Raw genomic sequence first — 22,692 nt, forward strand, 5'->3', positions numbered from 1 at the left:
GCTTCCTTCGTAGAAGACCTGGGTGCCGATTCCCTTGACACCGTTGAGCTGGTGATGGCTCTGGAAGAGGAATTCGAGACCGAAATCCCGGACGAAGAAGCTGAAAAAATCACTACTGTTCAAGCTGCTATCGACTACGTTACTGCCCACCAGGCGTAATAGTTTGTAGTCGTCGCTTGCTATCAGGGAAAAACCGCACTGCTGTAACGGCGTGCGGTTTTTTCTTTAGCGGTGATGAAAAGTGAGTTCTGAAGCAAAGTGTCGTCATTAGAAAAAGGAGAGTGCTGTGTCGCGTAGACGCGTCGTAGTCACCGGTATGGGTATGTTGTCGCCACTGGGTACGGATGTGCCGAGCAGTTGGCAGGGCATTCTGGCTGGCCACAGTGGTATCGGTCTGATCGAACACACGGACCTTTCTGCCTATTCCACCCGTTTTGGCGGCTCGGTAAAGGGCTTCAATGTCGAGGAATATCTCTCGGTCAAAGAATCCCGCAAACTCGACCTGTTCATTCAATACGGCCTGGCAGCCGGTTTTCAGGCAGTGCGTAACGCCGGCCTGGAAGTCACCGATGCCAACCGTGAGCGCATCGGCGTGGCCATGGGTTCGGGTATTGGTGGTTTGACCAATATCGAAGAAACCAGCCGCACGCTGCACGATTCCGGCCCTCGTCGAATTTCACCGTTCTTCGTGCCCGGCTCGATCATCAATATGATTTCCGGTTTCCTGTCCATCCACTTGGGTGCACAGGGGCCTAACTACGCCATTGCTACGGCGTGCACCACGGGCACTCACTGCATCGGCATGGCGGCGCGCAACATCGCCTATGACGAGGCGGACGTGATGATCGCCGGCGGTGCTGAAATGGCCGCCTGTGGCCTCGGCATGGGTGGCTTCGGCGCATCCCGTGCGCTGTCGACCCGCAATGACGAACCGGCCCGTGCCAGCCGTCCGTGGGACAAGGGCCGTGACGGTTTCGTGTTGTCCGACGGTGCCGGTGCGCTGGTTCTGGAAGAGCTGGAGCACGCCAAGGCGCGTGGTGCCACGATCTACGCCGAGCTGATCGGCTTTGGCATGAGCGGCGACGCTTACCACATGACCTCGCCACCGTCCGACGGTGCCGGTGCTGCGCGTTGCATCACCAACGCCTTGCGCGACGCGAAGGTCAACGCCGACCAGGTGCAGTACATCAATGCCCACGGCACTTCGACGCCGACGGGCGATTTGGCGGAAGCCGAAGCCATCAAGTCGGTGTTCGGCGAGCACGCCTACAAGCTGGCGGTCAGTTCCACCAAGTCCATGACCGGCCATCTGTTGGGTGCGGCGGGCGCGGTCGAGGCGATCTTCAGCGTGATGGCCATCAAGGATCAGGTCGCACCGCCGACCATCAACCTCGATGAGCCGGACGAAGGCTGCGACCTGAACTTCGTGGCTCATGAAGCACAGCCGATGCCGATTGACGTGGTGATCTCCAACTCGTTCGGTTTTGGCGGCACCAACGGTTCCCTGGTGTTCCGCCGGTTTGCCGAGTGATGGACAGCTGGGTCGACGGTCAGCCAGAGGGCAGTGTGCCCCTGAAGGATCGTGGCCTGGCGTACGGCGACGGGTTATTTGAAACGGTCGCCGTCAAGGCCGGGCAGCCCGTGCTGCTCGACCGCCACCTGCAACGCCTCGACGAGGGGTGCAGGCGCCTTGCGTTAGTTGCGGATCACGCGCTGATCCGCAGCGAAGTGCTGGCCTATGCCGCCGCTCTTGGCAACGGTGTAGTCAAATTGATCCTTACCCGTGGCGACAGCCAGCGCGGGTATGGCATCAACCCCGGCGCCCCGGTGCGCCGTATCTTGCAGGGCAATCCGCCCGCAACCTATCCCGACGCGCATGGAACCCAGGGCATTCGCCTGTTTCCGTGTGTCACTCGCTTGGCCGAGCAGCCGTTGCTGGCAGGTCTCAAGCACCTTAACCGTCTCGAACAAGTGATCGCCCGCACTGAGTGGCAAGATGCCGAACATGCCGAAGGTTTGATGCTGGATAGCTCCGGTCGCGTGATCGAAGGCGTGTTCAGTAATCTGTTTCTAGTGCGCAACGGCGTGTTACTAACCGCTGATCTGAATCGTTGTGGCGTTGCGGGCGTCATGCGCGCCGAGATTCTGGCCCAGGCGCAAACGCTGGGCATCCCGGTGGCCGTGGCCGACATCAGCCTTGAGCAGTTGCAGCAAGCCGACGAAGTCTTTGTGTGCAACAGCGTGTATGGCATTTGGCCGGTGCGCGGCTGCGCTGCGATGAGCTGGCCGGTTGGGCCGCTCACCCGTAAACTGCAGGGCATTGTTCGCGCGCTATTGGATATTTGAGTTGATACGAAAACTGGTTTTACTGCTGCAGATCGGCCTGGTTTCGGCAGGCTTGCTGCTGGGCTTCTCGGCCTGGAAGCTCGACTCTGCCCTCAAGCAGCCTCTGAACTTATCTCAGGAGCAATTGCTGGATGTGCCCGCCGGCTCTACCCCGACGGGCACCTTCAATCGCCTCGAAGCCGACGGCGTGCTCGACGACGCTTTTTGGCTGCGCCTGTATTGGCGTTTCAACCTCGACGGCCAGCCGTTGCACAGCGGTGAATACCGCATGACGCCGGGCTTGACCGCCGAAGGTTTGATTGGCCTGTGGCAGCGCGGTGAAGTGGTGCAATACAGCCTGACCCTGGTGGAAGGCTGGAATTTCCGCCAAGTGCGTTCGGCGCTGGCCAAGCACGAGAAGATCGTGCAAACCCTGTCCGGCCTCAGCGACAGCGAAGTGATGGACAAGCTCGGTCACCCCGGCGTGCACCCCGAAGGGCGTTTCTTCCCTGATACCTATCGTTTCGTGCGCGGCATGACCGATGTCGACTTCCTCAAAAAAGCCTACAACCGCCTCGACGATGTTCTCGCTCAGGAGTGGAGCAAACGCTCCGCCGACGCGCCGTACACCGACCCGTACCAAGCGTTGATCATGGCCTCCCTGGTAGAGAAAGAAACCGGTGTGCCCGAGGAGCGCGGCCAGATAGCCGGCGTGTTCGTGCGCCGCCTGAAAATCGGCATGTTGCTGCAGACCGACCCCACGGTGATCTACGGCCTGGGTGAGCGCTACACCGGCAAATTGACCCGCGCGCACCTCAAGGAAGCCAACCCCTACAACACCTACATGATCACCGGCCTGCCGCCGACGCCGATCGCCATGGTCGGCCGCGAAGCGATTCATGCCGCGCTGAACCCGGTGCCGGGCAGCAGCTTGTATTTCGTTGCCCGTGGCGATGGCAGCCATATTTTCTCGGATGACCTGGATGCCCATAATGCCGCCGTGCGTGAGTTCCAGCTCAAGCGCCGCGCCGATTACCGCTCCAGCCCGGCACCGGTGGTCAAACCCGCGCCAGACTCGACGCCGCCGGCCGATGCGCCCGCTGATAAACCCGCCGATGCACCGACCGAGCCAGCGCCGGACACCGCCGCGCCGCAAAGCCCGCAATGACTCTGACTAAGGACTGCCTGTGACTGGCTTGTTTATTACCCTGGAAGGCCCGGAAGGCGCCGGCAAAAGCACCAACCGCGACTTTCTCGCTGAGCGCTTGCACGCCGAAGGCATCGAGGTGGTGTTGACCCGTGAACCGGGCGGCACGCCGTTGGCCGAGCGCATTCGTGAAGTGCTGTTGGCGCCGGGCGAAGAACAGATGCATCCGGATGCCGAGCTGCTGCTGGTATTCGCCGCCCGTGCCCAGCACCTGGCCGAAGTGATTCGCCCGGCGTTGGCGCGTGGGGCCGTGGTGATTTGCGACCGTTTTACCCAGACGTTGTTTTTTCAGGGTGTAGGATGTAAACGTAAACCTCAACCTATGAAATCCCCGTCCCTCTTTGCTCTAACCTGCGAAAACAGGGCCTTCTGAGCGTTTCCTACCGTCCCCCCGACCACGTCAGCACCGCCAGAAACCAAAAAATGTACACCTAGCTGCTTTCAGAGCTTTCGAGCATCAGAATGTAAACGCGTTTTGAGGCAATCCAGGCACTTTTGTCCCTGCGGGTTTTCGCAAAATGTAAACATCGCGTCGCTACCCCAAATCTAGGGCGCTCGCCCAGCCGATTGCTGTTGGCAGCGACATAGCTTCAGTTCCCAGCTATGCACCCGTCTCTGAATGGCGGCAACAGCCCATCCTGCCTCGCTCAAAGCACCTAGCCATCACGCCTTTCTGCGGAATTATCCTAGTCGGTTCAACCGCCGCAGTTCGCTAAACGCTTGATGCCCGAGCAGCAGCGACTGAACCGCCGCCGTATAGCGCGAAAGGCGTCGATTTAAGGCTTTGACGCAGAAGCGTCATGAGAGGAAAAAATGTTCGAAACGCTGCCTATGCATCAATTGTTGTCCGAGGACGAGGATCTCAACGCGTGGAATATGGTGCTGCTAAAACAGCTTTGCCAATAGTTTTACGTCACCGTCAGCAATTTCAACACTGAGGGATCGCATCTGGGCACGTGGATGATGCTGATCACCGATCCGCTAGTTTTCAGCCAGGTCATCCATCAGAAATCAGAGACCATGAGATACGGGAATGTGTATCTCCTGATGCCGATTGGAGAGCCTGGCTCATTGGAGATGGGTTGGGACTATTCTCGGCTAATCGCGATGAAAGAATTCGATCCAGGAAATGGAGATGCCTCCGCCTACGCCTACCTCACCATCGATGTCGCTTGGTAAGATGCTCGTTTGGAAGAGATGAGGAACGTGGAGGGCTGCGTGGTGTATGAGTCGCCTGATAGTGAGGAGGTCTCGGCAGCGGCGAAGGTGAGTGATGACTACATAGCTGGTTTAGCGAAAGAAGTTTTCAGCATGGCCTGCGAGCTACATGGTGGCGACATGCGTGCTGCTGCCGATTGGCTACAAACTCCGCTGCCGGCAATTGGTAACCTCGCACCTATTGACATCAAAGATGTCGGACCTGCCGCGCCTGAGAAATGCGATCGGTAAGAGAATTAGCGATATCATTTAGTGAGATTGCTATGTTTGATTCCCCTAAATTTATTATGGCCAATGCTCCGGATCTTTTAGAGCAAATCGTGATGGCTGTTATCTCTCATGGCACCTTTGGATACTTTCAGCTGAAGAGCTTGGTTTCGAGCCCGCGGCTTGCTGAGTATTGGATTCAAGATTTGAATACCGATGGGTTAGTGGATGAGCAAATCGCCATGTTGGTCTATTGTTCATGGTTGCATAGCCCGATCGTTTCTCTTTACTGACGATAAAGACACTGATCTCATGTGAAGCGCAGGGCAGTCGATAGGGGTAGAGGTTGAAAATAGCGCCTTCTACTAAAATCTCTTCCGCCACGAAAACGTGAAAACCGCTACTCATTGTATAGTCGTAACGCGAAAATTTTGCGTAACATATGTAGTGTTACGCAAAAACATCGCGTTACGAAAATAGCAATCTGCGGAATCGTTGTGCGTGAGTACCTTTGCAGCTCGCCAGAGGGCATTCTCAGGCTGCGTTATCGAGCATCTGCATTGCAATCCAGCGCTCGCCTGGCAACGTCAAAGTGAACTGCCTCACTGAACATGCGGCTGAGCCTGTCGCTGGTCATGTTCATTGCGATGATGCGATTCTCTGTAACTCGTGCAACGTTGAAGGTGGCAAGCAAGGATGGCAAGTCAAAAAGGTCGACTCAGGCCAGGAAAATGCAAAGTGGTGTTCTTCGATTTGGAGTTTTACGTTCCTGAGAAGAGGCGCACAGCATCGGGTTTCTGCTACAACCCATGGGACAAGGATTGCTGGTTCATCGGCGGCTCATTCCTTGTGGCTAACCCAGAACGGGACTTTTGCATCGCAAAATCCGAAGTCCTTAAAAAGACCAAATCCTTCTGGCTCTGGGAGCATGCGACAGAGAAGGAGATGCTTCAGCATATCTATGCCTTGCTCAAAACAGCATGTGACCAGGTGAAAAACGCCCACGATGGTGCGGTGTCTGCAATTTTGTGCGGGATCGGAATTACCTCCTCAGACGTTCCGATTCTGTTCGAGCTGTTCAAACGCTTTCATATCCTTTCGAATCAGGAAGCCTTCGCGCTCCAAAACAGTTTTCGAGTCGTAGACCTATCCCAGCTCGTCATCGGGGCGTTCATCAACCCTAGCAACTTCTTATATCCAAAGTCCAAAAATCACATTCTGAATAAATACATGTACGGGACGAAATTCGAGCCAGGCGAAAGCGTTTGGCAGCTCTATGAGGCTGATAACTATGCTGAGATTCAGAGCCGCGTGCTGGATGAAGTCCATTCCATCCATAAGTGCTACGAGTTGATTCAGTCAGAGTTTGAGTGGTTCAAGAAGCTTGAGGCTAGGAATAAAAGGCTGGAGAGGCTTCTGAGCAAGGTCAGAGAAGCTGCGACTGAGGCTTCCTCTGAAGGCTGAAGCCACTGACTGACGTAAATAAAGCATCCAGTGAACATACCGTCAGTATTCTGGTATTGGAGGTAGTGGGTGTTCCCGCTTTTAGCGCACACGATCGCCTTATCACCATGATGTCTGTGCCAATGACTCACTCAAGCGTGATGCCCGTACGACATATGTAATATGCAAGTTTTGCACATTGCTTACAGATGAGTCTGCGTCTGGTGGGCTTTTACTCTCTCAGACTTTGACAGATGGGTTGGCCGGACACTTACACCTATTGCGCAAGGGGTGTCTGGCGCAAGCTTCTGAATGGGCTAATGAATGGCCATAGAGGCAGATGAAGGGCTGATCAGCTGTAGGGTGGGGGGGGCGGACGCTCAAGATAAGTCGCCTTGCCCGATGGGTTATCTTTTACCTAGGAAACTCAATTGCCCCATGAGTTGGGACAGTGTTTGAGTGACGAGGAGGGTCGTTAGATTTTGGGTTGCCTCCAGGTGATTAGAAAAGGAGCCCCCATCGGGGGCTCAATCCACAGGTTTACTTCAGTTGATTAGGCGAACCTCTCACGTTGAAGGCTGCCCAGTCCGACACTTGTGACACGATAACTCCGTCATCGCTATCTATGAGAGTCTTGAAGTAATCGCGTAGGGCCGTTGTACTGGTGTTGTCGTGTTTAAAGCACCAGAGTGATTCGAGGATGCGCACAGCATCAAATGTCGCTAGCGCGTCATACAGAGGCTTATAGTTGCGCTGCTTTCGTAGGTCGTATTCCAAAAAATACAGTGCCATATCGTCTCTCCTTATCGTGATTTGTCAGATTGAGATAGGAGCGACGCAGCGAGCGTCTTCGTGGTATCACTGTATTTCTCGGATTGCAGAACCTGCGATGCCTTCGTTTCCATAGCTTTCCCTGTCTCCTTTGAAGAGGACGACTGGGAAAGAGCAGATGCCGCGAAGCTTTTCGCAATGGCTGAGGCATGAGAATCGCGAAGAGTTTCAGACGCCAGGGTTGCGACCTTCGGTGATGATTGCTTGGTGTTTTTGCTCATAATGGTATTGCCTATTTCAATTGGGGTTTGCCCGCCTGAAAAAGCGCCGTAGAGCAGGTTTCATAATCCATCGTTTGACGATGGGATACTCTTTCGCTCTAATGCCTATTCTCAGGTCGGGTTGCAACAAACCGCTGGCTTGAGGGGCGGGTGAGTACGTTCTGTCCGGAAAAACGAAGCGTAGTCACCCGCTGTCTTCTTACCTGCCCAAATTGGGCGCGGCTAACGCGAACACCTACATGTAGGGTCTTCTTTTGCGTCTGGACACAAGATAATGCGTTTTCAAGAGGCTGGCAACGCAGTAGCCTGTTGATAACGCTGTGGGTAAAATGTGTAAAAAAGCCTGAATGTGGGCGTAGGCCGCACTGCCGCTGGATTACGCCATTTGTCATAAAATGTTTCGAGCTTGCAACAGTCTGTCTATTTTTGAAGGGTGCGACTCCTATCACAACAAAAAGCGCGGTTACGCTTACGCGTTTTCCGGTTAAAAAGCATCTTGTGGTCCTGCTATTAAGGCTAACTGCGTTCGCTTAAATCGTGTCTGCCATCTCGGCGAACTTGAAGAGCTGTCGGGAGAGGGGACTGGCTGGACGGTTACACTTGAGAGCGCGTGCGAAGCGCTGAAATGATCCACCAACCGAGGTTCAGGTTCGATTGATGGAGTATTTCCCCATCGCATGCTCCGGCAATTTCGTGAGTTACCGATGGCATGTGACGTGCTACTGCACTGAGCAAAGACTTACGGCTTAGCGCGTTTGCAAGTTCTATCTCGCCTAGGGGCGATTCCACCCTTCTCAGAACTGCACTCGGGAAAAATCATACCTGTCTCACTCTACAGACAAACCCGACACCGCGAAGCAAATCTCCCGGGCGGCCGCCAGCTCGGCCAAGCGCTTATTGGCTGAGTCCTTCCTCTGACAAAAATACTCTGGTGGATCCATTTGGCCTTCTACGAAGAGGCTCGCTTCCCCATCGTGCGGCACTTTGCGATTAGGCGTTGGAGCATGGGTCGATGAACCCAGCCTCGTATAGCTGTTTCTCTATCACCTGTAATGCGTGAGTGAGAGGTTCTGATGGCCGCATGAAATGCTTAGCCATGATCATAGGCACTGCCTCGTGCACCTCCAGTCGGTCACAGATCTGAGCCAGTACAGCAATTGAAGGCGTGCGCTTTCCCCGCTCGATATCAGACAAATACTGAATCGACAGAAAACCAAGAAAATCTTTTTGCGTGAGCCCTTTACTGAGGCGTAACGCCTGCACCGCAAGGCCGAAGGCCTCGTTGAAATCCATCGCTCATAGCCTTGAATCACAAAGCTAGCATTGGATCGACGCTTGCGGTATTTTGGAATCAACGATAAGCGATGTTAAGATATGTCTTGTTTTTTGGTTCTTTCATTAAAGCGAGCAGATTACGTACACATTTTCCCTTATTCGTGAGGGCAGATAACGTCCTAGCTCGTTTTATCGACGTGTGATGAGTGCAATGGGATGAATGACGAAATCAGCGCAGCAATATTAAAGCTGAAGGCAGACGCCGCTGGCGTCATATTCACGGGCTTCGTCACGAATGCCCACATCGAGCCTGAGGCCCATGCGTTTTTGATAGGTGAGGTTTGGGACCATGTGTGCGCTGACGGGTTTGGAACGTTTGGTGATGGTCATCGGATTGAGACTTCAGAAATTGTGCAGATTCATGTCAGTGGCGATAGCGTATGGATAACCACTCAGAGCGGTAGTGATTATGGGATCCTTTCGTTTACTCCCCTTGGTTGGACTTATGTAGCTGCTTTCTATCAAGCCCACTACAGGCTTAATCAATTACCTCCTGGCTCTCCAACCTTCCACATGGTCTCTCCGCCAGAACAGACCTTCGGCTTGGCCAAGAAGCTAAAAGACAAACCGAAATCCGCACATGTACCGCTTGACCGCAATACCTTGAGGCGCGAATTGCTCGGGCCCCAGACGGACAAAAAGTATATGGATCAGATGGAGGTATTTGTTCAGGGGACGATTGAGGCACTAAAGCGCAACGGTGTGAAAGTCACCAGTAATAAAGAATGAGCTAACTCCTAAGTCGAGTGGGTAATCACCTATCTTTGCAGATTCTAAAAGGGTTGGTATGTCAGCTAAAAACCACATGCGTCTTCTCCAGGAAAAGTTCCCAGCCGCCTTCCGTGCAGACGCAGAGACGATGCTTGAGTTGGACTGCGGCGAGGGGTGGTTTGAGATTGTCGAAACGCTCTGTGCGCTCCTATCCGACATGAATTTGCGAAGAGTCGACACGAAAACTTACCTGCTGTGCGCGAAAGAAAAATTTGGGACGTTACGGGTTCTTGTCTCGGGCCGACAAGCCGAGGCGCACGAGTGGATCAGGTTTGCAGAATCGCATTCAACACTCACATGCGAAATATGCGGTGGGAAAGGAACGCTTTTGTATCGGGATGGGTGGCAGAGGACGCGCTGCGAAATGCACTCAGCGGTGGTACGTTTAGCCGAGGACGAATAACTCATTACGCTTACGCCTGAGCTTAATGGCGAAATGGTCGCGGATGCGACTTTTGAAATGCCCCTTACGCCAACAACTGATAACTGCGCAGCCGATCTTTAAATGAATACGTCACTGTCACGATCCCAATCTCCTCACACCCAAACTGCGCCGCCAGCTCTTTGATCTCCCGTCTGCAACGTCCAGGCGACCCGACGACCATGTCGTCTAGACTGGCGTTGAAGAGTTCGCGGTCCGATGCATTCATGGCGGTCACGCGTTTCGCAACGATTTCGGGAGGGAGAAGCGCTTCTCGCGAGCCGCGGCTAGTCATCATTTTTCGGTAGGCGGCGGTGCCTGCGATGTGGCGGGCTTCCTGGTCGGTTTCGGCGCAGATCACGGCCAAGGCGAGCAGGCGTGCTGGCGGCGTGTTGCGTCCGGATTGTAGGAGTGCCTGGGCGTGGTGGTCAAAGATAGTAGGAGAGCAGGAGTGAGGGGCGATAAATCTTGCAAGTGCCAGCCCCATTCCCAACTCACAGGCGAGCCCGGCGCTGCCGCCGCTGGAGCCGAACATCCAGAGTGAGGGCAGGGCGTTGGACGCTGGCAGGCATTTGAGGTGTGCGAGCGGGTGATCACTTGGGAAACCGTCACGCAGGAATGCGCACAGTTCCGCTGCCTGGCGGGGAAAGTGGTCATGGTGTTCCGGGTGTCCGGGGGATGCGAGTGCGGTGGAACTGAGTGAGCTGCCACTTGGTGCGCGTCCGATGCCAAGATCTATGCGATTGGGAAACAACGCGCCTAGGGCGCCGAATGTTTCCGCTACTTTGAACGGACTGTAATGGGTCTGCTTAGCTGAAGCTGTGCATGTTGCCGATGTGATCACCATTTTGCCTCCTGAAAAAACCAAGTTTTCAGCAGTTGTGTTCGATTATCGTTACGAGTCGCCTTATAAACGGGATCTTGCCTCACTATAGACGGTGGTGAGTTTCGATGCGCTAGCGACTTTAATCAAGTTTGCTAGTCCTCTTATGGTGGTGTTTCTGGCTAAGCCGTGATGAGGTAAAGCGCGGGTCGGTGATAGAGCTTCCGGCCCTTCTCCTTATAAGAACCATCAGCGTGGCGCTAGAAATAATCGTGCCTGCGCATCACGTCGATTGCATGGCCTCTCTCACAAGGGCCTTGCGGCGCTCTTTTAAGCTACGAGCCTCACTCCGTTTAGACCTTACAGCTTTGGATTTTTTCTTAATTGTCATCGGCTTTGGATCGGGTGGGCATGCCTCGTTGAGCAAAGTACGCATAGCCTTTCGATAATTGAAAAGCATCTCAAAGCCGACGATGATTTCATCGCCTACAGCGGGGAGGGGTTCAACGAAACCTTCAATTATTTTTAACGATTTTTCGTTCCATCGGCCATTTGCGTGGCACAAGGAGTTTCTGATTGCAATTAGCTCCAAGCATCCCTGATTTGCCCATTTATATTCTGCATTCAGCAGAGTGGAAAGTTTTTCAACTTTAGATTGCGGCATGTTCCCGGCTTCTAGGTTAAGTTTGATTAAGGCGTCACTCATCATTTCATCAAAAATTACTGTCAGATCCTGTAATAGCATCTTGATTAACTGGCTGGAAATTTCTTCGAAGTGCGCGTTTGGGTCGCGCCTAAACTCCAATTCTTTACCTTCAGTCTTAGTGGGTAAGAGTGTTGAGTTGTAGGAGCAAATTGGTGATACCCAGTTGTTTGCGTCACGAAATCTTTCGTCTAGTGAGTTGAGATCTCCGAATTTTTCCTCTTTAGCCATGTGGAGTGAGTGCACGATCGCGTAAAAGGTCCTAGTCCATACGTGAACACGATTCCAATCCATAGTGACTCCTCAGAAATATGTTGCTAAATAAGTTTTGAGTAGAGCATTTAGCACCTGTTAGTCGCTCCCTGTGAGCGCAGGTGGACCAAAGCCAGGTCCATTCTCATTGGTGGTCTTTACCCTCTCTGGATGCCGCGGCAGCCGCCGCGAATGACCCCAAGGCTGGCTTATCAGGCCTTTGGAACCATATACCATCTAGTATCTCGCAATTATTAGCCTGATCCAATCGGGGCGTTTGGAAGGACGCGACACTTGAGCCTATATCAGACATGTGCTCAAGCGCTTAATAACGGAGCGGGCCAATGAAATCGGGCAAGTGGTGTCGCATCGGCGGGCGCCAGCTACTGCTTCCAAGGCAAAGCCATTCGACCAAATCTTCTGATGAATTGACCGCATGGCTTATCCGCCATGGGGAAGGACAAGATGGTCAGCCCGATCCAAAGGTGCTAACCGACTCAAAGTAGCCATTGGTGAAGCGCAGCTAACGGCCAGAAGGGGTCGCCACGAGCAGTAAGAGAGTTCTAATACAGGCTATGGACATGCTGATAATGGCTTCGTAATATGGCGCATTGCCACTAATTCTGCGATTGGCAAGCTGCCTCAGGGTTTATCAGCCGGCGTGAATCACTATTAAGCACAGGTTGCGGAGATACTGCCAAGCATGTGTAGTCCAATTAAAGTTAGGAACCTATGAAATACTATCATATTGATACGGAGTCACGGCACCGCACTAACTGGGATCAGTTTCGCACCGGTGAAGAATATGTCGTCGGAGACAAGATAAATCCGATATACACCAACTGGAAGAACTCGGCAACTAGAGTGGGAGGAGGAATTACAAGAGAGGACGTTCATCGATCGGTTTCTGTAATGCTGCGGGAGCTTGCCTTCGAGAACCTAAGAGCCAGAGTCTATTCAACGCTCCCGTCAAGAACAAACTGCATATGGCTATGTGACTCTGAAGAATCCGCTAGATATTGGATTAAACGACTTCCTCACTCCGGCAGCAAAAGGATTCTGGAAATAGAAATATTGGAAGGCTTGACCCACAAAGCCTACGAACAGCACCTCACTAACAACTTAGAAAATATTAATGAATTAGAGGTGAGAGCACACAATTATTGGTCAGGTCATGGGGCTGGTAATTACGAAATCCTGTTCCAAGGTGTCATGCACATTGCGCGTGAGATTTATCCCTAGCAATTTACGAAAACCAACGCCGTTTCACGGCGCGGCTGTATTCCGCTGACTAAGCCGTTTGAGATCGGGGGCTTGCGTGCTACTCGGACTTCCGATCTATTGCTGCCTTTCGCCAGGTGCGGTAATGAGTCGTTTTCAGCCGGTCGCCATAGGCAGAAAACGACCCAAAGCTGCTGCATTTTGGATGGAAGCTAACGGCCAAAATGGAAATTTTCTGGCGGTGTTCATTAAGGAATCACATTTTTGCCTCAATTTTTTTAACAATCTCGGAAGTGCTCTCTCCCACGATTGAGTTATCTCGCCTCCAGTCTCCCCCCGTTCTTCGACTTCTGGACATAAAAGCTCCCATCATCATTGCAGATCCTAAACGATATGTTGCCCCCGAGCGTTGGCTGCCCTGCGACTACTGACCAGTCAGGAATTTCTGATTTAATGTTATTGAGATGCGTATGCCTATTTGAGTTCGAAAACCACTCAAATCATCTAGTGACTGGCAGCACTTGGTTACCAGACGCCGGCCACCGATGCCTCTTTCAGCTTCACCTTGGCTTTTTTCCCTTGATATTACCCATCATGATCCATGCTGGGATGGGCTTGGGTGGGCGCGTATCGCTTTTCTTGTAATCAAAAGATAACGCGTGCGCGAAAAATCGCGATCAAGGCTGGTCGGCTAGCTGCTCAGGAGCTGTTGCCGAGGTGTGGCTGTCGTATCAAGCACTGAAAACTGTCACGCTGTTTTTTGATTCATTATCAAAATTTCTTGTTCGTCAGTCCGAGGCGGATGACTCAAGCTGATCGGTGATGAATAGCGAAGCTCCTAGAAGAGCGTGGCGGAGTTTCGGTGCCCCCCCTACGCCTCACAGAGCCCTGTGCGGAGCTTGGCTCCCATACCCATTTAGCACGGCCTAAGCCACCGCCGCTGGTCTCCTTCCGCTCGCAAGGCGAGTGGGCCTTCAACTGCCGACGGTGCCCGAAAACATTTCTAGTGATGACGGCAGGCTTTCCTAGCGTGGGCAGGCCTTATCCCCGTCGATCTGAGCCGCATCGGTATTTCGTATTACCAATGCCAAAATAGTGGCGTTCCGAGGCGTTATCGCCAATCATACTGCCGGCCGGGGTGCCGAGGGCCTGGTCCCACAGCAGACGGAAGGGAGTGTCCTCCAATGGAAGTGGTTAGCTTACGAGCAGCGCCGTAGCTACGCCCTGGATGCTTTACGTGATTGCGCGTGATTTGGACTCAGTTTCGTGAGCACAGATCTTGCCCTGGCATAACTAATAATGACGAAAGCTATAGGGTCAGGATAAATGTCGCATTCGAAGCGAAAAAGTATCGAAATTACCTTCATTGTCGTCGAGCTTCTGCTTTTTCTTGGGGCGATTGCAACGACCTATCTCAGCTCGAAAGGTAACTGGGGGCTATTTTTTGGCATATCGATCGTCTTGAGCGTGATTTTCCTGGGCCTGAAGATTGCCCAAGCATTTCCCCGATTCAGGGAAATCTGGGTGCATGAGACACTTGCGGGTAAGATCGCTTCGTTTGCTCTGGCGCGGGGCGTTGTCGACTATTTCGACATGCTAAAGACCTCCGAGCAAAACAGGCGTAACGAAGAGACCCAGGCGGACATCGCAACCGCGTCCACGATGTTGCTATGCGCAAACTCCGGTGCTTCTTACCTCGACCACGGGGTGTATCGCCACTGGGAGGCGATTCGAAAGCGCTTAAGCGAAGGTGTGGATTTCCGCGTTGTCATGTTGGATCCATTTTCAGGTGAAAAGGGTTATCGGAATCAGCTCAACGTCACTGGAGACCAATACGGTTCGAAGATGAATTTGGCTAATCTCATCGATTTGTACAACCGCTATCCGACCCTGGATATCCGCTTCGTCCAGTTCGGTATGCACACAACGGTTTTCGCCGCAGACAACGTACTCTACGTTGACCCGTACACTGTGGGAGTGATCGATGATCGCATTGAGAACCGAAGCTTCACCTTGAAAATTAAGGAATGTCAGCCTACAGAAGGGTTGAGCCTGCATCGCATTTACAAAAGCCATCTTGCTACTCTTCTGCGAACTGGTGAATCGCTGGAGCAATGGTTGGAGCGCTGCGAGGACCAACTGCCAGCAGGGTTGCCACAGGTAAAATCCCGACAGTACCGTCAAAAGCATACGGCATGAGGGTTTATGCGCAATCCTGGTCAGCTTGAGATGACGACCCGACCTAGTCGTGTAGTGCTCAACTTCACTCACAGATGCTCACTTAACTGTGAATGGTGTTACGTGCCCTTCGGATCGCCCAAGGCTGAGCGAGAGACTGTCCTAGCTGTTGTATCACGTATTGCTGAGCTGGGCTTCACCGCCATCACTCTTGGGGGCGGGGATCCATTTCAGTACTCTTTCATCGGAGATGTCGTTCGCCTGGCCGATGATCTTCGGCTGAATGTCCACCTTGATACCCATGCGCGATCCCTTCGCCACACTGTGGAGAACGCTGCACTGATCACAGAGTGTGTAGATCTGATTGGCTTACCCTTAGACGGAAGCTCAGCATCTATGCATGATCGTATGCGTGGGTACATTGGCCATTTCGATAAAGTGATGCAGAGGCTGAGCTGGCTCAAGGACTTGGACGTCAGGGTGAAGATCAATACCATGATCTCAAGTCAGAATGTGTCTGACCTACCCGAGCTTGCCCGTTTAGTGCGTAGGATTGGCCCTTGGGGCTGGAGCATCTATCAATTTTGGCCCCTTGGGCCAGCCCGCGCAGTCGCGGTGAGGCACGAGGTCGCTTTTGAGGACTTCGTTCTAAGGGCGGAGGAAGCTAGGAAGATAGTCGATAGCGCAGGCACCACGGTGGTTGAGGTGTCTCAACAATTGCGCCGCCGCTCCACATATCCGTTGATTTACCACGACGGCTCTATAAACGTTCATTCTGGTAATGAGGTAAACAGCCTTGTTTGCATTGGATCGATTTTTGACTCAGATGCTCGTCTGAAAATCGATAGTCTATGCGGGCCCGAGAGGCTTGAAGCAGAACCCCGCTATGTGCGTTGACGGAAGCAAAGGCTAAGCGCCGAGACGAGGTGTTACGTTTCGCCCAGGTGCTCAGGCTACCTTCGCTCTGACTTTTCTCAATAGTGCGTCCGTACAGCGCTAGAAAATCGTTTTGATCACCTTATCTACCCCAGTGATCAGGTCTTCTACTTCGGCAGGTATAGATTCGGCAGTGCTCTTGTGTCCACACTTATTTCTGATGTCTCCGAGGAAATCGATGTGCCTGGATTGAGCAAGGTCAATCACATCTGCGGCCTTTAACGCGATATTAATCGGATTGATGGTTTTTGCTGTTTTAGGCAGGTTGTGCTTGGCCGCTAGCTCTTTGAGGTGGTCTTCCAGAACGACCCCGGCTACAGCGCCGGCGGCGCGGGTGTAGCCATTTTTCAACAGGCCTCTCGCGCTATCCAGCTCGTCGTCGAAGACGTCAGCCTGTACGAGTTGCTTGATCTCAAAAAGTGAGCTTTCGAAGCGGCGTTTGATCGCATTGACGATCGCGATCTGCTGTCGAAGCAAAACTGACGCGGCCATAGCATCCGCCCGGACAACGCCTCCAAAGCTTGTGCTTAGGCCGTGGCAAGCATCCTCAATACGATAGTTCTCCACTGAAACGTCTTTCCGGCCTTTGGGCTTCTCGTATAGTTTGATGAAATCGCTTAGACGATCTGGCATCAGTTGTTTGACGAGAGTAACTGCTTCCGAATACCACTCTTGATAGGCCGTGGGGAACGGCTTAATTTTCTTCATAAAAGAGTCGACCGACTCAGTATTCCCCTTGAGCGATTTGGTCAGCTCGGCGACGTACTTGTCTCTGTCGGTATACAGGAGCGCAAGGGATTGCTGTACCTAGAAAGCTTCTTCCACTAATGCGTCCAAATCCTTTCGGTATTTCTCAAGGCGTGATGCGGTCATATCAATCCCTTTCTGGAGGCCTTTGGAGGTTCGGCGCTAGTGATCAGCGTAAAGGTAAGTCGTCATGATGGCCACTGGCCGACGCTAGATTGTGAAAGCTGGGTATCGAGCAGCAGACGACGCTTCTGCGGTGGCAGTGCTTAGGGGTACATTTGTGCTCTTTTCATGGCTCTTGCGCGTATTGACGCTTGGACCCGTTTTTTTGTCCTGTTAACATCGTGACGTGGATAGGCATACAGTTTGAGAGGCGGAGTCGAAGCAGTGCCTCTTGGACCCGATCATCAAGCTAGGTGTGTGAGGCGAGTGGATGCTTTCAACTGATGACTTCGTCCCTCTGGAGGCTGCAATCGGATCGCTGAGGCAGACCGCTCCCGCGTTTCTCGATGCTATTGCTACCGCTATGAGGACGTATCGACCGTCTGATGTCGTACCGAATGAGCAGGTCTGCTCCCGTGCACACGGCAAGCCCATCCCCGGCTTCGCTCTTACTTACGCCCACCTAAGCGGTTACCTCGACCTTGCCGTATCCAAGCACGCTTCGGTCTTCATCGAGACGGAGGCGGGGGTGTACCGTTCTGAAAATGTGTTTATCAATCGCAGTTGGTTGATTGCTCTGAATGAGCTTGCGATTCTTCAGCCAGGTATTGCGCAACCCCTAGCGCTGCGCGCCTTCGGAACGCAAAAGGCCAGTGTTACTCCGCTTTTTCCACCGCTCGATGACCAAACCCCTGACTCAGCTCGCGCGGAATTACGTCGACTCAAGATCCAGATTGAGAAGAATCTTGTGCTTCCTGGAGAGGATGCTCGCGATCGAGAAATCGAGAGTCTGCGAGCACAAGTGGCGTCCCTGGTGGAGGCCAAGTCACAGGGCGATGAGTTGAACGCAGCTCAGGCTATGACTCTGAAGATGCTGACCTTGGAGAATGACCAGCTTCGTAGAGTCAGAGAGGATGATGCATCGTCGAGGAGGCTTTCGGCTCCTGTAGAAGCGGTGCAGCCAGCTGCGCGTTCAATCTCCAACGTCGAGCTTCGCAACGCGGCTATCCGCGAGGCTCGTTGCGAAGTGGCGAAGCTTGCGATGGCCCTCTGGGCCAGCCCAGATCTTGCGGACTGCCGTACCGGCAAAATGGCCCAGCTGGTCAGAGATCACATCGATCCAAAATATGCAGAGCTACTACCCGCTACGAATATTTCACTTGCGAAGTGGCTATCGTCGGATGTGGCTCCCCCATCGGCAAAGCGCCGGGGTAGGCCTTCGAAGTCTGATCCAAATAAATAAACTACACATCCGGCCGGATATGTAGTTTTCCGGCCCCGTCCAGCGGTTTTAACCGTTGGATATCCCTGCCAGCATCCTCGTCGTCAATCACATTTGACGTTCTGGAGGACGCTGACGATGCCACTTCTTTCCCTGCCTTGTGTTTCTCGCTTTCCGCCCGTGAAGTCTTCGTGGTCGGCGAGCCTAATTTATCAAGTAGACCTTTCGCATGTGATCACTCTCGGGGCTGTCGCAGGCACACAGCTGGCCGGCATTTGCCTGGATAGCGATGACATTTTGCCAGGAGGTATTGTATGAAAATGCGCAAGATAATTTCGCACGAGTATGAGGGTGCCTCCATCAGCTTCGATGTGGAGGGTTGGATGAATGCTTCGCATGGTGGCGGAGTGTTTGAGAAAGACCCTGGGGAGTGGTTAGAGCTGGATTTGACTCAGCTGTACGTCACGGAATTGGCGAAGAGGAGGGGAGTGACGATCGAGTCGCTGATAGTGACCCGGCGCGGTAACGAGAGGCTCCGCGGGCTCTGGCTGCACCCCAAGCTTGCCGGCAAGTTCGCTCGTTGGCTCTCGATCGATTTTGAGATCTGGTTCGATGACCAAATGGAGGCGTTGACGTCGAGGGATGTGGTGGCTGTAGAGGCGGCGCGTCGCCAGGCTGCGATGGGCTTTCGAAGCCTGTGCGAAGCCCTTGTCATTACTCATCAGGCGATCGGAAAAGAAACGAAGCCTCATCACTATATGAATGAGGCCAGGCTCATCAACGAAATTCTGACAGGAGTCTTTCAAGGGCGGGACCGAAGCCAGTTGACGATCCCCGAGCTTGAGCTGATTACGCTGATGGAAAGCAGGGACGTTCTGCTGCTTGGTCAAGGGAAGGGTTACTCAGATCGCAAGGCTGCTCTCACTCAATACCTCGGTCAGCTCAGCGATAGCCGCTCACAGCTTCACCGACATTTCGGGTACGCACCGTTTCGTTTGGCGAGGTAGGCAGCTATAGCGTGAGAGGAGAACTCATCAGTCCCTATGGCGGCGGATGCTGCCGAGCCGCCCAGGCTCATCCCAGCTATTGATGCGGCGGGGGGTCAGTCGATCCCACACGGACTCTTGGTGAAGAGCAGGATATCGATGGTGGCGTTTGGCTATTCAGCAAGCTAGATTCATGACGCAGACGTATTCACCTAAGGAACGGCAGGAATGACTCAGTACAACGCAGCTTTGATTCTGGATCTGAAACGACGCATTGAGGAGGATTTCACATCTTCCAACTGGGAAGAAATCGGTTTGCTAACTGATAGCTCCCACATCGTTACTGGGCACTCAAGGTTATTGAGAAGCTTGAGCTTTGGTGATCAAGATTATGCGGGCAACATCATTAGTGTCCTCCGGGCAATGTCAGACCACAACCCCGGCTCTCTCAACGTGGTAAAGAAATACTTGGATCAATGGTATCCAGATCAAAATGTAACGTACATTTCTGCAAAACCGTCTGAAAGGAAGATTTCCTTCGCGCCCAATGTGTTCTCCATCCCTGATGGAGATGTGGAAGATGACTTGGTCACGGTCATGATGCCTTTCGCTGGTTTTGATGGTGTTTACACTGCGATAAAAAATGCGTGCAGCGCAGCTGGGTTCAGGTGTCTGCGGGCTGACGATATCTGGGACAACTCTTCAATTATCCAGGACATTTTTAGCCTCATCTATCGGGCGAAAATTGTCGTAGTTGATTTTTCGGGAAAGAATCCGAACGTGATGTACGAAACTGGAATCGCTCATACGCTCGGGAAAACTGTCGTACCGCTCGCGCAAATCGTTCAGGACATTCCTTCGGACATGGTGCACCACCGAGCGCTCATCTACCTCAAAAATGGTGAGGGTCTTGCCAAGCTTGAGGACGATTTGCTGAAAAAGCTTCGGATGATCAGCTGATTTCAATCGGGGCAACGGAGGCTGCCATTGGAGCAGCCTCCTTTAGCAGTCCTTAAGGTCATAGGGTGGTGCTGTTTATGTTCAATATGCTCGTTAAATCATCTCCATGGAATGAAGGAAGAGACGTTTTCTGGAAATCCAGAGTGTTCGAATACACAAGTGATGATCTGAGAGGATTATTTACGATAAATAATGCTCCTAATTTCGACGCGCTGATCAAGAACCCAGTTATTTTCATCGAGGAGACAAGTCGAGATCGTCAGCAGTTCGGTAGGGTGGGGCGGATCTCTAGAGTGAATGTTAATGCTAGTGATGAAATAACACTTGAGTACCATTTTGACCAACTGATCCCTCCAATTTCGCAAAGAGATCTAATTAGGCTTGCACCATTATTGGGGATGCCGTCAACCCGCTTTGGTCATTACAGTCGAACACATTGGGCGGTTAAAGATATCGACATCTACCATGTGATTTTGTCAGAAACTTTGCGTAATCAGAGGGTGCCCTCCGCTTTTAGGCTGCCTCCTGCGCAGGCAGTTGATACAAATTTGCTTTCAGCCATGATGCCTTTTGCGGGATTCGACAATGTATGGACCGCTATTCAGCAGGTGGCTGAATCCTCTCTCATGACCGCTCAAAGGGCGGACAGCATCTGGGAACACCAAGAGATCATCCAAGATATCGTATCGTTGATAGACAGGTCAGCGGTCATCATTGGTGATTGTTCTGGTCGAAACGCCAACGTTTTCTATGAAATTGGCATAGCTCACGCGCTGGGCAAGCAGGTCATCCTGATCACCCAGAACGCAGAAGATATTCCATTCGATTTGGCGCATCTGCGTAACATCAGGTATCACAACAACGGCGAAGGCATCGAGCGCTTGAAAACGGAGCTGAGCGGCAGGCTTGCCACTATTCGCAGTCAGGCGTTGGACTAAATTGGCGATACACCGGAGGAAGTCTACAGCGTCCCATTCCTCAATGCCGATGTAGAACAGGCTGCAAGTATTGACGATCAATGCCGGCCTCTCGTGGCCGCTTACAGGGCATGTAGGCGGCTAAAATGCGGTCTCCAGGCATGCGAGTGCCTCCAATTCTTCCAGCAATTCGCGAGGCTGCTACGCTCGCCCAAGCCCCTCCCTCTGGGTCATTCTACGAGCGAAGCGAGGAGGTGCGAGAGCTACAAAGGGATGCCGTAGCTGATAGGGTGGTCCCATTAGATTCTCACCAAAGTCCTTCGTCCATGCGTCTCATGAAATCGCTCACGCTTTCTTCGGGAGCCGTGATCAATTCATTCACCTTACCTTGATGCGCCATCAGAAGGAGGCGGGCCATGTCGATGTAGTGTTTGTAAGTGGTGTCAATATCCTCATGCCCCAGCTGGTTTCTGATCGCCTCGGCACAAGCTGCGTAAAGCGCATCTGCATTTTTCGTCAGCAAGTCATCTTTAAAGAATTTAATTAAGAACATCGTCGGCCACCAGCCACGACTGTCGTAGAAGCGGATGGCGCTCCGGAAGCTTTCATCCTTCGCCATAGCCTTCTTTTTGGCATCTGTTGTTCTTCTGCTAATGCGATTTCCATCGACCGGATCTCCGGCCTTAGTCAGGAACACGATCGAAGGAGGGCAATCTTCCCCGTATTTTTCCTTGTAGAGCTTGGCTCGATCTCGGTAATGGGGGTTTATGTACGTTCGCTCCAGCTCTTTGAGGTCCGCTTGGTTGATGGCGATTTCGCGAGTCTTACCACGCTTGCTACGAATAACCGTATACTTGACTATGGGGTTGGATGAGTTTCGCATTTCTGACTGCGGCGCAATGTGCTTATTCACGCCGTTGCCATACAGAGGGAATTTGCAAAGTTCTGATGGGCGCATGGCTGTGCCAAGCGCAAATTTGAACAATGCGGAATAGACCTGGTCTGTGTAGCTTTCAGCCAGAAGGCTGATTTCTTTATTTGTGATGAGAGAAAGTTTTCTCTTCTGGCGAGACTCGCGCTCTAGGACGCTGATGTTGCGCCCATCGATGACGGTTCTTGCTTTGGCGTCGATGTAGCTGAGTATTTTTTTGTTTTTGAAATTTGGGAAGGCAGTTTTTAACAACACCTGGACGCCCGTTACGTAGCCTACGTCAGTGATCCACCTGAAAAAATTCAGGAGAACTTTTGCGTCGTTGATAGTGGTTTCGCACGTTGGTGAAGTCCTTCCCCTGTTTTGGCGTACGACTTGGCGATGGACCTGCCATCTTTTTAGATGTTTATTCGTTACAACGGTATGGAAACGCCCGCTATCCACATCTTTGAATTCTGGCAGTGTCGAGAGAAACCTATAGAGCATAGAGATCAAACTAGCGTATCGAGCCGAGGTGCCTCGGGCGCTGCGGGTACAGTTATAAAGAAATAGGTTCGGGTAACTGAGCAGGACTTGTTTTCGGTTTTCATGCGCTATAAGAATGTGGTGCGTAACCTCGATGCCCAGATCATAGGCGTAATAGGTTATTTCCTTTGTTTCAATTCGTTCGATCAT

General features: G+C 52.6%; 23 protein-coding genes and 1 pseudogene. 18 read left to right on the forward strand and 6 right to left on the reverse strand.

The features are described 5' to 3' along the window. From acpP to ACP7A2_RS23875, 9 genes and pseudogenes are all read left to right on the forward strand, one after another. The coding region (gene acpP / locus ACP7A2_RS23835; RefSeq protein ID WP_426136281.1) for an acyl carrier protein at nt 1-159 on the forward strand (159 nt) is incomplete at its 5' end. A 127-nt stretch (nt 160-286) separates the two neighbouring features. Beyond that, nucleotides 287-1,531: a beta-ketoacyl-ACP synthase II gene (gene fabF / locus ACP7A2_RS23840; protein ID WP_426136241.1), complete on the forward strand. Its 1,245-nt coding sequence runs from the start codon at nt 287-289 to the stop codon at nt 1,529-1,531. Further along, entirely contained in the window at nt 1,531-2,346 is an 816-nt protein-coding gene (pabC, locus tag ACP7A2_RS23845) for an aminodeoxychorismate lyase (RefSeq protein WP_426136242.1), read from the forward strand. The genes fabF and pabC overlap by 1 nt, the downstream gene beginning before the upstream one ends. 1 nt (nt 2,347) lies before the next feature. After that, on the forward strand, nt 2,348-3,493 hold the full coding sequence (mltG, locus tag ACP7A2_RS23850; RefSeq protein WP_426136245.1) for an endolytic transglycosylase MltG: 1,146 nt from the start codon (nt 2,348-2,350) through the stop codon (nt 3,491-3,493). 19 nt (nt 3,494-3,512) lie between these two features. Further along, nucleotides 3,513-3,833, forward strand: a pseudogene (tmk, locus tag ACP7A2_RS23855) (dTMP kinase); the annotation flags it as partial. A 659-nt stretch (nt 3,834-4,492) separates the two neighbouring features. After that, entirely contained in the window at nt 4,493-4,711 is a 219-nt protein-coding gene (locus ACP7A2_RS23860) for a hypothetical protein (RefSeq protein ID WP_426136246.1), read from the forward strand. Between the two features lie 132 nt (nt 4,712-4,843). Further along, nucleotides 4,844-4,981 carry an antitoxin Xre/MbcA/ParS toxin-binding domain-containing protein gene (locus ACP7A2_RS23865; protein WP_426136282.1) on the forward strand — a complete coding sequence of 46 codons (138 nt, stop codon included), beginning with the start codon at nt 4,844-4,846 and terminating at the stop codon, nt 4,979-4,981. A gap of 32 nt (nt 4,982-5,013) precedes the next feature. Further along, a complete protein-coding gene (locus ACP7A2_RS23870; protein ID WP_426136248.1) occupies nt 5,014-5,250 on the forward strand; it encodes a hypothetical protein in 237 nt (78 codons plus the stop codon). Nucleotides 5,251-5,653: 403 nt separating this feature from the next. Beyond that, nucleotides 5,654-6,421 carry a hypothetical protein gene (locus tag ACP7A2_RS23875; protein WP_426136250.1) on the forward strand — a complete coding sequence of 256 codons (768 nt, stop codon included), beginning with the start codon at nt 5,654-5,656 and terminating at the stop codon, nt 6,419-6,421. Between the two features lie 782 nt (nt 6,422-7,203). On the opposite strand, the gene ACP7A2_RS23880 is transcribed toward ACP7A2_RS23875, so the two are convergent. Both ACP7A2_RS23880 and ACP7A2_RS23885 read right to left on the reverse strand, forming a co-directional pair. Beyond that, nucleotides 7,204-7,452 (reverse strand): hypothetical protein, encoded by a 249-nt coding sequence (locus ACP7A2_RS23880; RefSeq protein WP_426136251.1) that lies wholly within the window; start codon nt 7,450-7,452, stop codon nt 7,204-7,206. A gap of 990 nt (nt 7,453-8,442) precedes the next feature. Beyond that, nucleotides 8,443-8,745: a helix-turn-helix domain-containing protein gene (locus ACP7A2_RS23885; protein WP_426136253.1), complete on the reverse strand. Its 303-nt coding sequence runs from the start codon at nt 8,743-8,745 to the stop codon at nt 8,443-8,445. Nucleotides 8,746-8,943: 198 nt separating this feature from the next. On the opposite strand from ACP7A2_RS23885, the gene ACP7A2_RS23890 reads away from it, so the two are divergent. After that, nucleotides 8,944-9,516 (forward strand): hypothetical protein, encoded by a 573-nt coding sequence (locus ACP7A2_RS23890; protein ID WP_426136254.1) that lies wholly within the window; start codon nt 8,944-8,946, stop codon nt 9,514-9,516. Nucleotides 9,517-10,025: 509 nt separating this feature from the next. Here ACP7A2_RS23890 and ACP7A2_RS23895 read toward each other — a convergent pair. Next, the gene (locus ACP7A2_RS23895; RefSeq protein WP_426136255.1) at nt 10,026-10,826 is read right to left on the reverse strand and encodes an MsnO8 family LLM class oxidoreductase; all 801 of its coding nucleotides are present in this window, start codon (nt 10,824-10,826) and stop codon (nt 10,026-10,028) included. A gap of 259 nt (nt 10,827-11,085) precedes the next feature. Then, nucleotides 11,086-11,736, reverse strand: a complete 651-nt coding sequence (locus ACP7A2_RS23900; RefSeq protein ID WP_426136257.1) for a hypothetical protein — start codon at nt 11,734-11,736, stop codon at nt 11,086-11,088. 753 nt (nt 11,737-12,489) lie between these two features. On the opposite strand from ACP7A2_RS23900, the gene ACP7A2_RS23905 reads away from it, so the two are divergent. The 4 genes from ACP7A2_RS23905 (at nt 12,490) to ACP7A2_RS23920 (ending at nt 16,053) form a co-directional block, all read left to right on the forward strand. After that, the gene (locus ACP7A2_RS23905; protein ID WP_170042574.1) at nt 12,490-12,999 is read left to right on the forward strand and encodes a DUF2441 domain-containing protein; all 510 of its coding nucleotides are present in this window, start codon (nt 12,490-12,492) and stop codon (nt 12,997-12,999) included. 124 nt (nt 13,000-13,123) lie between these two features. Then, a complete protein-coding gene (locus tag ACP7A2_RS23910; RefSeq protein WP_426136259.1) occupies nt 13,124-13,291 on the forward strand; it encodes a hypothetical protein in 168 nt (55 codons plus the stop codon). Nucleotides 13,292-14,304: 1,013 nt separating this feature from the next. Further along, nucleotides 14,305-15,177 (forward strand): hypothetical protein, encoded by an 873-nt coding sequence (locus ACP7A2_RS23915; RefSeq protein ID WP_170042576.1) that lies wholly within the window; start codon nt 14,305-14,307, stop codon nt 15,175-15,177. Nucleotides 15,178-15,207: 30 nt separating this feature from the next. After that, nucleotides 15,208-16,053 (forward strand): radical SAM protein, encoded by an 846-nt coding sequence (locus tag ACP7A2_RS23920; RefSeq protein WP_426136283.1) that lies wholly within the window; start codon nt 15,208-15,210, stop codon nt 16,051-16,053. Between the two features lie 99 nt (nt 16,054-16,152). On the opposite strand, the gene ACP7A2_RS23925 is transcribed toward ACP7A2_RS23920, so the two are convergent. Beyond that, a complete protein-coding gene (locus tag ACP7A2_RS23925) occupies nt 16,153-16,800 on the reverse strand; it encodes a hypothetical protein (RefSeq protein WP_426136260.1) in 648 nt (215 codons plus the stop codon). Nucleotides 16,801-17,272: 472 nt separating this feature from the next. Here ACP7A2_RS23925 and ACP7A2_RS23930 point away from each other — a divergent pair, with 472 nt between their 5' ends. The 4 genes from ACP7A2_RS23930 (at nt 17,273) to ACP7A2_RS23945 (ending at nt 21,107) form a co-directional block, all read left to right on the forward strand. Beyond that, nucleotides 17,273-18,244: a hypothetical protein gene (locus tag ACP7A2_RS23930; RefSeq protein WP_426136261.1), complete on the forward strand. Its 972-nt coding sequence runs from the start codon at nt 17,273-17,275 to the stop codon at nt 18,242-18,244. A gap of 293 nt (nt 18,245-18,537) precedes the next feature. Next, nucleotides 18,538-19,230 (forward strand): KilA-N domain-containing protein, encoded by a 693-nt coding sequence (locus ACP7A2_RS23935; RefSeq protein WP_262377000.1) that lies wholly within the window; start codon nt 18,538-18,540, stop codon nt 19,228-19,230. Nucleotides 19,231-19,437: 207 nt separating this feature from the next. Continuing rightward, nucleotides 19,438-20,169, forward strand: a complete 732-nt coding sequence (locus ACP7A2_RS23940; RefSeq protein ID WP_426136263.1) for a hypothetical protein — start codon at nt 19,438-19,440, stop codon at nt 20,167-20,169. Between the two features lie 77 nt (nt 20,170-20,246). Next, nucleotides 20,247-21,107, forward strand: coding sequence for a hypothetical protein (locus ACP7A2_RS23945; RefSeq protein ID WP_426136264.1), 861 nt, complete (start codon nt 20,247-20,249; stop codon nt 21,105-21,107). 286 nt (nt 21,108-21,393) lie between these two features. Here ACP7A2_RS23945 and ACP7A2_RS23950 read toward each other — a convergent pair whose 3' ends face one another. Then, nucleotides 21,394-22,692, reverse strand: coding sequence for a site-specific integrase (locus tag ACP7A2_RS23950; RefSeq protein WP_426136265.1), 1,299 nt, complete (start codon nt 22,690-22,692; stop codon nt 21,394-21,396).

This window comes from Pseudomonas sp. PWP3-1b2, from assembly GCF_049896045.1.
Classification (GTDB): domain Bacteria; phylum Pseudomonadota; class Gammaproteobacteria; order Pseudomonadales; family Pseudomonadaceae; genus Aquipseudomonas; species Aquipseudomonas antarctica_B.